Source organism: Paenibacillus sp. FSL R10-2788 (genome assembly GCF_038003885.1).
GTDB lineage: Bacteria > Bacillota > Bacilli > Paenibacillales > Paenibacillaceae > Paenibacillus_AQ > Paenibacillus_AQ odorifer.
Map to the genome: position 1 here is coordinate 5,911,549 of NZ_JBBOQA010000001.1, position 12,037 is coordinate 5,923,585.

The 12,037-nt window shown below is 45.3% G+C and carries 6 protein-coding genes; 2 read left to right on the top strand and 4 right to left on the bottom strand.

Features of this window, described 5'->3' with window-relative positions; all coding sequences use genetic code 11:
* Window positions 1–109: 109 nt before the first annotated feature.
* Window positions 110–667, top strand: a complete 558-nt coding sequence (locus tag NSQ50_RS26275) for a GbsR/MarR family transcriptional regulator (protein WP_036685364.1) — start codon at window positions 110–112, stop codon at window positions 665–667.
* Window positions 668–742: 75 nt separating this feature from the next.
* Here the strand turns inward: NSQ50_RS26275 and NSQ50_RS26280 are convergent, their stop codons facing one another.
* The gene (locus NSQ50_RS26280) at window positions 743–5,968 is read right to left on the bottom strand and encodes a carbohydrate binding domain-containing protein (RefSeq protein ID WP_340949809.1); all 5,226 of its coding nucleotides are present in this window, start codon (window positions 5,966–5,968) and stop codon (window positions 743–745) included.
* A gap of 306 nt (window positions 5,969–6,274) precedes the next feature.
* Between NSQ50_RS26280 and NSQ50_RS26285 the strand changes: the two genes are divergently transcribed.
* Window positions 6,275–7,291, top strand: coding sequence for a LacI family DNA-binding transcriptional regulator (locus NSQ50_RS26285; RefSeq protein ID WP_036685366.1), 1,017 nt, complete (start codon window positions 6,275–6,277; stop codon window positions 7,289–7,291).
* 124 nt (window positions 7,292–7,415) lie between these two features.
* On the opposite strand, the gene NSQ50_RS26290 is transcribed toward NSQ50_RS26285, so the two are convergent.
* The 3 genes from NSQ50_RS26290 to NSQ50_RS26300 all read right to left on the bottom strand — a co-directional run bounded on the left by NSQ50_RS26290 (window position 7,416) and on the right by NSQ50_RS26300 (window position 11,932).
* The gene (locus tag NSQ50_RS26290) at window positions 7,416–8,426 is read right to left on the bottom strand and encodes a ketoacyl-ACP synthase III (RefSeq protein WP_036685367.1); all 1,011 of its coding nucleotides are present in this window, start codon (window positions 8,424–8,426) and stop codon (window positions 7,416–7,418) included.
* A gap of 131 nt (window positions 8,427–8,557) precedes the next feature.
* Complete coding sequence (locus NSQ50_RS26295) at window positions 8,558–9,274, bottom strand: DUF3153 domain-containing protein (RefSeq protein WP_076141799.1); 717 nt, start codon at window positions 9,272–9,274, stop codon at window positions 8,558–8,560.
* A gap of 1,257 nt (window positions 9,275–10,531) precedes the next feature.
* Window positions 10,532–11,932 (bottom strand): MATE family efflux transporter, encoded by a 1,401-nt coding sequence (locus NSQ50_RS26300; protein ID WP_076213680.1) that lies wholly within the window; start codon window positions 11,930–11,932, stop codon window positions 10,532–10,534.
* Window positions 11,933–12,037: the final 105 nt, after the last annotated feature.

Sequence of the window (12,037 nt, forward strand, 5' to 3'; positions counted from 1 at the left end):
TTTACGCCAAATTCCTTTCTTCATGAATTCTTTACTTATGGAGGGGGATTTGATTACAATACATTGTATAAGGTTGCAGTCTATCGACCTATTCCTCAGGAGGGACATCATGAACGATTTAGAAGGGCTTACGCCCGAACAAATAGAGAAGATTAGTAAAGCCCGTGAACGTGTGATCGATTCTATCGGCAAAAACATGGATCTGTATGGCATTACCTTGTCTATTGGACATTTATACGGTTATATGTACTTCAATCAAGGTCCAGTGACACTGGATGAGCTCAGCAAAACAATGGGAATGAGTAAAACGTCCATGAGTACGGGAGTCCGTACCCTTCTAGATCTGAAAATGATCGACAAAGTATGGGGGAGAGGGACGCGCAAAGACTTGTTCACCACTGTGCCTGACTGGCATCAGAACTTCAGTGATTACTTCTCTATTAAATGGAGAAAAGCCGTCGAAGGTAATATGATCTCACTAGCGAAATCACTTGCAGAAATTAACGATATGAAAAAAGAGTATAGTGACGATAGTAAACTTATGCAGCTCTTAAATACAGATGAAGAAAAAATAACTGAATCCATTAACTACTACCGCTGGTTGCTGAAACTAATAGAATCTTTTGAGAGTGGCAAAATTTTTGAATTTATCCCTAAAGAAACTTAAATCTAACCCACAAAAAACACACACAAAAAAACGACAGTGCTCCTGTAAAAAGGAAAACACTGCCGTTTTTTTCGTTTACCCTTCGATCAAGCTTACATCATCCAAATAAATTGTACTGCCCGCGCTAATTTCACTATTCGTCTCCGTACCGTTCCCATCTATAAGCCCTAGCAAAAATACCAGATGAACACCTGCGTCTGTTGCCCCATTCATCGTAAATGTGTAGCTGTATTCGTCCATATTTTGGGTCAAGGCTACAAGCTCAGCTTCCATATATTTGGTGTAATCCCCGCCTTTATGCTCCACAGCTACCTGAATATTGCGGTTTACTGTAGAACGAGCTTTAAACTTCAAGGTGTACGTTTTTCCCTGAACAAGCTTCAGATTTTCGTAATCCACCTGTGCGCTAAAAGGGGCTTGCCCGGTACCTGTTAAGTTGATAGCAAATTCCCCCTCTTGAACAGAGGCAGATCCGATTCCGTCAAAGTACTGGCTCCAGCCCGTTGCATCTACATCGAAGGTTCCATTATCCAGCGTACCGCTTGGCGGTATTACTGGTGGACCCCCTTGTACCTCCCTGACCACAATATCGTCAAAAGAAATCGTATGCGGCGTACTGTTAGCCGCAGGATCAGCGCCCAGCGTTTTGCCGATCAGATAATTAAGCTTCAGCGGATTGCTGTTCGACACCGTAAATTGTGCTGAATAAGTAGCCCAATCCGCACGAATATCAAACTTAGCTTGTGCGGAAGCAGCTGAAGTATTGGAGTATTCTAACACAATTTGCCGCGGAACCGTTGATTTCGCCTTGAAGCTCACCTCATACGTTTTTCCGCCCTCCAGTGGAATACCCTCTTGGAAAAATTGTGTATGCCACGCTTCCCATCCGGCCGACGTAATCAGGATTTCAGCTACGCCATCCTTCACATTAAACGCGGAGACGCCACCTTCTCCGGACCAGGTAGTCCAGCCCGTCTTATCGCTGCCAAACGAACCATTGATGACTAGATTGTTATCATTAGCTAGAATAGTCTGCGTGACAGTTGCAGTAACATAATGTTCAGCCTCAACAGTAATGGCATAACTTCCTTCGGCCGGAAATACTGCTGCTTCGATTGTGATTTTTCCCGGTTCAATAGTGTACTGCTCTGCATTAAGTGTTGTACCGTTAACCTTTACCGCCATGATTTGATTCCGCCAATTTGCATTGTCGATAAAAGTAAGCTCAATCGGCTGCGAAACTCTGTTATTGCTGCTGTCGCTTAGCAGCTCCTGCGGTTTGGCCGGTGCATTTTTGATCTCAAATTTCACATTGTCAATGATAATATCATGGTTTTGAGGAATACTAATCCCCTCAACCTTCCCAAGCAGCAATTTTAGAGACAATGTATCCTTGCTTCCTTGCCGGAATTCGAATCTGTAATGATTCGTCTCCGGCGTTACCTCCACGATATTGCTGAACGAGGCCTGATACGTACCATTTTCTACGTTCACCCCGATTTTGCGGATTACGGTTGAACTGGCGTCAAATTCAACCACATAATCCATTCCAGCAGCAGCTTTCAAGTTGTTCTGAAACAACATTACAGAATACGCCTGACTGCCGATATTCGTAATGCTAAATTTCGCTGCTCCATCTGCAACCGTAGCGCTGCTCTGACCACCCTGCTCTGTCAACAGGCGGTCCCAGGCGCTAAACCCAAAGTTAAATTCACCATTCAAGAGTGGGTAGTATATTAGCGATGGATCAAAATAGAAGCTAGTACGCAGCATCTGGAAATTATCCAGAATGACTGTATCCGCAGCACCGTTTAACAGTAATACGAATTGTCCTTCATGATCGGTTGCACCTGCAAGATTGATAAAGGTAGCTTTAATTTTTTGCTCACCTTCGCTTAAGTTAACCGGTTGTTCTGCCTGTACACTGCCGTCTTTCCCTAGTAGTTGAACCGTTCCTGTGCGTGCAGAGGAGACTGAAGCATTGAACGTAACCTCATAGTCCTGCCCTTGAATGAGCTGAATTCCCTTCTGAAGTAACCGAACCTCACCATTTTCACTGCCGCCAATCTGCAGCTTTAACTGGCCATTGTCATTAACGCTTGATTCTACCATGGCACCACCAGTTGCTTCCGTATGCCAATAACTCATCCGATTGGGTTCCCCAATATCGAAAGTACCATTGTACAGATGATTACCGTTGGCCAGCGGTTCCTTCACACTATCATGCGGGAATTGAATATTCTCAATCTCTTCTAATCTGACATTACCAAACCATACCGGTGAAGTATTGGTACCCACGTTGAACTCGACGCGTGCAGCAATATCTGAGTTTTCCTTCATTTGAAACATCGTCTCGTAATGGGTCATCGCTGAAGTTAGATCTACCTTAAGCGATGGAGAATACGCTGCAAATCCACGAGATTCTCCACCTGTTAACCGGACGCTCATACTGCGGGACATATCGGTTTTGGCATCGAAGCTGAGTTTATAGAACCTGCCTTTAGCTATAGATACGATAGCTTGGGGTTGAATCGAATAAAAATTGCCGCCACCACTGCTGATATCTACCTTCACATAATTGCGCTCCCCAATAGGAACGGTAGAAACCGTAGCTTCAGCCCCTGCTTCTTTATAAAGTACCCAATGTGCGGTATTCGGGATTCCCATACCGTCATCCCCCGGCACCTGCTCCGAATAATTGTTGTTATAGACCATGTTGCCGTCTGCCAGTGCAAGCTTGGAGCCTTCTGGATAGGCTTCCTTCTCCAGTGTAACTGGAATAGGCTCGCGGTACTCACGACCTGTCAGCTCATAGACTCTAACGTAATCGATCTCCATCGATTTTGGAAATACGGTTTCGCTAGTCGGATCACCATCAAAGTTACCGCCTACGGCCAGATTCATCAGCAAGTGGAACTTCTGATTAAACGGCGCTGGATACACATTATTGGCAGGCTGCCCATTGCTGATGCTATACCAGTCATTTTTGGTCGAATATAATTCACCATCCACATACCAGCGAATTTCGCCCGGCTCCCACTCAATAGAGTACGTATGGAACTGCTCAATCGTAGCGTTATCCGGAAATACATACTCTTTGCCGGAGTATACATTGTTCGGCGCCATACCGCCGTAATGAATCGTCCCCGCTACCGTGTTTGGACGACTGCCCCAGCCTTCCATAATATCAAGCTCACCGGAAGCAGCCCAAGTCCCGTACACATCGTTCTCCGGCAGCATCCAGATCGCCGGCCAGTACCCTTTTCCAGTAGGTGCTTTGGCCCGAATTTCAAATTTGCCATATTTTTTACTAAACAACCCTTTAGTCTTAATCCGTGTAGAAGTATATTGTTTGCCAGCTTTTTCTTCTTTGTGGGCCGTAATGATCAGGTTACCGTCCTGTTCCTTTACATTCTTCTCATCGTTGGTATACCACTGCTTCTCATTGTTTCCCCAACCTGGATTGTTGTATTGCGAACCATCTCCAAGGTCATAGGTCCACTTTGTAGCATCAATGTCTCCATCATCAAACTCATCCCCCCACACCAGTGTCCACGGATCAGTGGTCGGTGTTGGTGTGGCTGTTGGTGTCGGTGTGGCTGTTGGCGTTGGTGTCGGTGTCGGTGTTGGTGTCGGTGTTGGTGTTGGTGTTGGTGTTGGTGTTGGTGTTGGTGTTGGTGTTGGTGTTGGTGTTGGTGTTGGTGTTGGCGTCGCTGTTGGTGTCGGTGTTTCGGTTGGTGTTGGTGTCGCTGTTGGTGTCGGTGTTTCGGTTGGTGTTGGCGTTGCTGTTGGTGTCGGTGTTTCGGTTGGTGTTGGCGTTGCTGTTGGTGTCGGTGTTTCGGTTGGTGTTGGCGTTGCTGTAGGTGCCGCCGTTGCTTCAGGTGTGGCGCTTGGCGTCGTTATTGGACCTACATTCCCCGAACTGCTTGGCGCTGAGCTTGCTATTGGCAATGTTGTTTTGCCAGTGTTTCCTTTTTTCAATGCTACACCGCCAATCGTCACTCCATCGGCTTTGTTATCTATTGTGGTTACGCTTCCGCTGCCTTGAATTGCTGTAGCTCCAGCGCTCGCAGATAGGATTAGTGCCGCCACTTGTGAATTGTTCTCCAATGTTAAATGGGTCGGACTTCCCAGAGTAAGGCTGCCGACAGTTCCAAGGATTCTTAACAAAGAACCGCTGACTGCTGAGTCTGCCGAACGAACCGCTCCAAATGTTCCGCGAAGCGAAATATTGTGAGGAACGACATCCATCTCAACATCCCCAAACCCTGCCCCGGTAAGATCGCTGCTTTCTTCCAAGATTGACCCAGATAGCAGCTGCACAGTACCCACAGCTGTCGACCCGCTGGCATAAATCCGAACCTTACCATTAGGCTTGGCTACTTGAAGCAGTCCAAGAGAAGTATGGTGTAAGCCGATACTTTGCTCGCCGCCTCCCCGTACAAAAGTAGTCCCTGTTACCTTTACACCTTCAAGCTTTGCATTCCCTTCAGCTATCCCCTCGGTTAGATAAAGATTACCTTGGATGACCGTGTCTTTAAGAATCACATCAGCCCGATTAATGACTACATTGCCCTTTACTGTTCCTAGTGAAGTCTCTCCTGATTTCAGGAGGAGTCCCGAAACCATTCGATCAGCCAACTGAGCTAACTCTGCACGGGTGATCCCACCATCAGGCTTAAACAAACCTCCAGGATAACCTTTTACATAACCTGCACTCGATAGAACGGCTATTGCTTTTGCGGTTTCATCGCTGACTCCGTTCAGATCGGTGAATGCTGCTGTACTGCTTTTGTCTGCATTGAAACGAAACACTTTCTCCAATGCTAACGCTGCCTCCGCGCGCGAAAGTGCTTTTGAAGGATAAATATTGTTCTTCTGATCACTGCTTAAATATCCAGCTGCAATCCCTTTGGCTATATCATTTTTATACCAGTCTGTAGCCTGGACATCAGCGGGAACCTTATCCGATTGCTCCTGATAATTAAATATACGATTCATAATAGCTGCGAATTCTGCCTTCGTGACTTCCTTACCCGGACGAAACGACCCGTCGTCATATCCGCTTATGATCCCATTTGTGCTCCAACGCTGTAATGGGCCTGCGGCCCAATGATTTGGAGATACATCGGTAAACGCTTTCAATCCATTGATTGGTTCATTTTCCACTTTCGTTGCCGCTGAATCAGGTGAGTTTTCCTTTAACGCCTCTGCCGCTGAAGCATTCATGCTCCCAACCGGTGATAGCAGCCCGGTGACAAGGAGCATAGCAGCAAGTGCTGCTGTGAAATTCCTTTTCATCCTAAACATCACTCCTCGAATTTCGTAATATTCGTAATTCAAGCGAAAAATCGAAATCGGTTTCGGCAATGCTATTGTTGCTTAGTTTTCTATTTTTGTAAAGATGTAATTTTGAATTTTTTTACATAGATTATTTTGGAGTAAATCTGCATAGTGAAATATATATTTGACTTGTTTCGGCAATAATAATAGACTGAAAATAATTGAATTTTCATTCACCCTATACATAATAACTCGCAAATAACCGCTCTAGAACAGTCTTTTTCTCAAATTTCAACGATTTAGCGGAGGGTGGCATTATTAACTATGAATATCAAAATGATTGCCGAAATGGCCGGCGTTTCTGTCTCGACTGTTTCGAAAATTATGAACAATTACAGTGATGTTTCCGAAAAGACCAAGCAAAGAGTTTTGGAAATCATCGAACAAACCGGATATTCACCTTCCAACTCCGCCAAGACACTCGCAACTAAGAAGTCGAATCTGATCGGGGTTATTTTTGCTGGCGAGCTTAATGTCGAATTTACACATCCCTTTTTCGTAGAAGTGCTAAATTCTTTTAAAAAGCAGATGGGCGTTCTGGGCTACGATCTCATTTTCTTTTCCAACGAGAAATTCATCAGCAGCGGCGATTATTTCGCTCGATCTGTTCATTTTAATGTGGATGGATGTGTCATTATTTCCGGGCAAAAGATGGAGCCTACCATCCGCGATCTGGATATGAGCAGTATTCCTTGTATCGGGGTCGACCTTGAGCTAAAGGGCAAAAAATCCGGCTTTGTGATGTCAGATAACTTTCAGGTTTCTTCCAAGGTCGTGGAGCATTTTTATCTGCTTGGCTATAGAGAACTTGGATTTATCGGAAGTGCAGCGGATTCAGATATTTCTAACCTGCGGGAATCCGGATATGTCAAAGCTATTGAAAGCTTCGGCCTCACTTTGAACCGTCAGTGGTTTGTTCATGGCGACGATTTCTTTGAGCCCAGCGGTTATACGGCTATGCAGCAATTAATTCAAGCCGGAAATTTACCAAAAGCCATTTTTGCGGCTTCTGATTTGCTGGCTCTGGGAGCCATCCGGGCTTTGAAAGAACACGGTCTCAGCGTGCCTGAAGATATTGCCATTATCGGATGTGACGACATTGAAGCCTGTAAATATACCAGTCCAAAACTGTCGACCATCCGCCAGAACAAAGAACGGCTTGGCATCCTCGCTGCCCATATGCTCTATGACTTGATTAACAATCAGTCTGGCGGTGGATCATTTGTAGTGGAGCCTGTGCTTATTGTGCGTGAATCCTGTGGCAGTCAATTAAATACTTAGTTAATCAACAAAAAAAGACAACTTATGTAAGCGGGTTTCCGCAAACGGCGTTGTCTTTTTATTGATTATCGAAAATGTTTCGTTATCTATCTTCATTGGTCTCTAGCTGGCCGAACTCCACCTCTTAATATGGAGTAGGTATCCCTACCTGATGATCCAAATTCAACTCAATCAATTGTCCTGCCTGGGTTAATCCGGCACCAAAACCATACATCAGGATCTTTTGTCCATTTTGTACCTTGCCCTCGCGGATGCCCAAATCGAGTGCTAAAGGAATCGTGGCAGCAGATGTATTGCCGAAATTCACAAGACTGTGCAGCACCTGCTCCAGCGGATAATTTAATCGCTCGCAAATTGGCTCAATCATCCGCATATTAGCGCTGTGTGGAATAAACCAGTCTACTTCCTCCAGACCTACCTCCGCTTTTTCTAGCAGCTGTTGCACACCTAAAGGAACCGTTCTGACCGCCCAGCGAAACACTTCTCGTCCGTTCTGTACCAGCATTTGTGTATCTACCAGCTCAATATTGTTTACAGTATGGGCAAGCCCCGTACGGTAAACATGATGTGCCCCACCGCCATCACTTGCCAGCTGGAAGCCTAAAAATCCCGTCGTCTGCTCATCACTTTCCACAAGCACTGCTCCAGCGCCATCCCCAAAAAGAATACATGTACTGCGGTCAGTATAATCCGTAATCTTGGAGATCGTATCCGCACCAATAACCAGTACCTTGCGATGCATTCCTGAAGCCACATAACTGTGAGCAGTATGCAGTGCATAGACAAAACCTGCGCATGCTGCACTCAAATCCATAGCACCAGCAGTCTGCGGAATGTTAAAACGATTTTGAATCAAAGAAGCTACTGAGGGAAAGGAAAAGTCAGGTGTACTCGTAGCTACCAGGACCATATCGACATCCTGAACGCTTTTTCCATAACGAGTCATAAGATCCTGCACAGCTGCTGCACATAAATCACTTGTATACTCATCCTGCCGACTAATTCGGCGCTCACGGATTCCGGTCCGTTGCACAATCCATTCATTATTTGTATCTACGATCTGCTCCAGATCGGCATTAGTTAGTCTTTTGGCTGGGACATAGGTTCCGATAGCGGTAATTTTTGCACCTGTCATTCCAATCACCTCTTCAATTAGTATCTGATATTAGTACTTGGTACTAATTATAACTCTGTGCCTGCTAAAAAGTAAAGAAGGCCGGTAAAGCATCCTAGCTTCTCGGCACTTCCGTAACTTTACGAACCCACTTAGAAACGTTTTCTATTACGCTGCTTTCTTTTTCTCACGAACAATATAATCGCAGTTACAACAACCACCACTAAAATGATAAGCACAATCACGATATTCCATACATTAGGCACATAAACCTGCATTTGAATTGGCTCTGTATCCGCTAGTGTAACATTCCAAGTAAGGGTTCTGCCGTCCTCCACATTTGCATTATTGTCTCCATATAGATCCACAGGTAACGTTAATTTAAAGTCGAAAGCCATGTTTTGCAAAAAAGCCCGAATAATCGGCTTCGATAAACTGAGCGATCCCATATTATCCATTATGGTGTCTATGTAGCTATTAAATTTGGGCTTCGCCTCAACGTCATATTTGGTATAAAACCAATTATCTTTGGTATCTAATTTCAGGTCCACAATATCCAAGTCACCAGAGAGTGCTTTCATATCCTCAAAAGAGGCATAAGATTTCACGAATTCATAGACTGTAGATTTTCCATCTTGGCTTTTCTCTAGCTCAATCCCCTGATCCTTAAGTTTGTTTACCAGAGCATCTTCCATTTTTCCGCTAATCAACGCTTCTGCACGCGAATTCACTTTCATGTTCACTGCAATATCTACGCTTCCATTCTTATTCACTGTGACATGAGCAGTGCCTTTAGAACAGCCTGATAATAGTACAAGCATTAAGAGCAGCCCTAGTAACGAAAACCCTCTCCATTTTGACAACAACATTTCCCTCAAACCCTTCAGTAACATGTATTTATATAACGGCTACCCATTCTATAAAGGCTAACTCATTTATATCATAGAATCAAACTCTATATGAATGAATAATCAAATTTGAGAACCGTCAAACTTAAACTTTATACGCGCATAAAAAAGAGGCCCTCACAGAAGTAATCATTTCTACTCATGAGGTAACCTCTTTCATAAAAACAGCACACGTAATGTTACTTCGAACGCTAGTTGTTCACACGATGCTCAATGTTACTTGGAGTGCCTATTGTTACTCAAGATGCTCATTGTTACTTGGAGTGCTCGACGTTACTCGGGATGCTCAATATTATTCGGAGTGCTTATTGTCGCTTGGGTGCACGGTGTTACTTGGACTTTCAAAGTCGCTTTCGGACTCCAGAGCCGTTATTTCCGCACAAACGTCTCTTTTCATAAGCTATCGGACTCCAGCGTCACTATTGGTGCAAAACGCCCCCATTAGGAGCCATTTTACGAGGAATAGCGCCCCTCCAGTCCGAAACTACCCGCAAAAGGCCCTGAACCGGCAAATAGCGGCATCTGAGTCCGAAAGCACAACGCCAGCCAGCCCGCAACCGCCCTACTGCCCCTAAACTAATCAATTTTCAAGCCGCAGAGTTGCTCTATGTTTAATCGGGATGATCATTGTTACTTGAAGTGCTCATCATTACCTAGAGTGCTCGACGTTACTCAGGATGCTTAATGTTACTTGAAGTGCTCGGCGCTTCTCAAGATGCTTAATGTTACCTAGAGTGCTCGACGTTACTCGGATGCTTAATGTTACTTAGACTTTCAAAGTTGCTTTCGGACCTCAGAGCCGCTATTTCCGCACAAACGCCTCTTTTCATGAGCTATCGGACTCCAGAGTCACTATTGCCGCAAAATCACCCCATTATGAGCCATTTTACGAGGAATAGCGCCCCTCCAGTCCGAAACTATCCAAAAAAGGCCCTAAACCGGCAAATAGCTGCAGCTGAGTCCGAAAGCACACTGCCCCCCCCCGCGACCACTCTACTACCGCCCGTAACCGCCCTACTACCGCCTCCCGCAACCGCCTTACTACCGTCCTCCCGCAACCGCCCAACTACCGCTCTCCTGCAGCCGCCCTACTATCGCACTACTGCAGCACTACTACCGCTTACTCCGCCCTACTGCCGCAACAAACACTACTCAACAAACAACGTCCGACTCTTAAACCACTCCATTGCCCATCAAGCTAGGCTTATAGAGTCCCGCTTATGTGGTTAACGAGGTGCTTCTTTTCCCGGCTCCATGTAGTGAAGCATTCTCTTCACTCAAGCCGATATCCGCTTGGCGGAGAACCTTTCGCCCCCTCCAGCGCGCCAGAACAAGCAAGCCTCTCACCAATTCGTCGGCTATCATACAACAATAGATACCCATAAGTCCCCAGCCGACGCTGATTCCTAACCAATAGGAGCAGCCCACGCCAATGAGGGACATAGACACGATGGAAGTATACATCGTATAACGCGTATCCCCGATGGCATTCAGCGCGTTGCCGAGGGCCATATTCAGCATTTTGGAGGGCTGGAGCAATAGATTTAGAGCTAACAAAGAAACCCCGATCGCAATAATCTTCGGATCAGATGTGAAATAACCGAGCAGCTGTTTTCCGAACAGGAATAGTAACAGCATGTTAGCTGACACAATGCTCAAACCAATAAAGAGTGTACGATACGCACTGCGATAAGCTTCTTTCAATTTGCCTGCTCCAAATAAATGAGCAATCTGTATCTGCCCCGCCAGCGCAAAAGCATAACCAAGTGTGAAGCAAAAGGACTCCAAGGTATTAAGATACGTGCGTGCTGCTAACGCTTCGGCTCCAAGTGCAGCCAGAAAGGAATATACAATAAGCTGGGAGAATACCCAACAGGAAGAATTGATCCCGAGAGGCCAGGCAATCTTCAAAATTTGCTTGAACAGCTTGCCATTGAATATGCGGAAATCTCTAAGTCTAACCTTGATCTCGAAAGAACGCCGGAATAAGGAGTAGAGAATAATCACTCCGACCAGTCTACTGATAATACTGGAGATCGCGATGCCCGCAAGGCCTAGCTGTGGCAGACCGAATACACCAAATATAAAAATATAGTTCAGAATAATATGGATGACATTGATTATAATCCCTGTGTACATCGGTCCTTTGGTATTCCCTGTGTTACGGATAGCGGTACCGAGGGAAGCGATCATCCCGACCATAAAAAGTCCACCGCCGACGTAGGAGATATAGACATTGGAAAGTGACAATAGCTCAGGTGCTATATTTAGAACCCCACCAATAGGGCCCGCATAGAAAAACAACACAATACTCACGACAATCCCCAACACGAGGCTAACCGATACTCCCATAATAGCAATCGTGCGTGCTTCACCAAAACGTTTGGAGCCCATTCTCTGTGCGATCAGAATCCCCGCTCCACCCGCAAATGTTGTAAAAAGCGTGGTCAATGCACCGAACAATTGATTGGAAATGCCGACTACGGCGACTGCATCATCAGAGATACGGCTGACCATTAATGTATCTACCGTACCCAGCAGAGTCTGTAGAAATACCTCTATAAATATAGGCCAAGCCAATACCCAGAGTCCAAAACCCTGTCTTTCTTTTTTCACTATACAAACCCTCCTCGTAAACCATGCCTACAGACTTAGCCTAAAAAATAACATCTTTATTCATTAGGTCAGACTAAATTATAGATGATATACTTTGGATGATGGTAC

What these genes read in the sequence shown, in the direction of transcription:
- NSQ50_RS26285 (WP_036685366.1), top strand. Translation starts at nt 6,275, where the DNA reads ATGAATATCAAAATGATTGCCGAAATGGCCGGCGTTTCTGTCTCGACT.
- NSQ50_RS26275 (WP_036685364.1), top strand. Translation starts at nt 110, where the DNA reads ATGAACGATTTAGAAGGGCTTACGCCCGAACAAATAGAGAAGATTAGT.
- NSQ50_RS26295 (WP_076141799.1), bottom strand. Translation starts at nt 9,274, where the DNA reads ATGTTGTTGTCAAAATGGAGAGGGTTTTCGTTACTAGGGCTGCTCTTA.
- NSQ50_RS26280 (WP_340949809.1), bottom strand. Translation starts at nt 5,968, where the DNA reads ATGAAAAGGAATTTCACAGCAGCACTTGCTGCTATGCTCCTTGTCACC.
- NSQ50_RS26290 (WP_036685367.1), bottom strand. Translation starts at nt 8,426, where the DNA reads ATGACAGGTGCAAAAATTACCGCTATCGGAACCTATGTCCCAGCCAAA.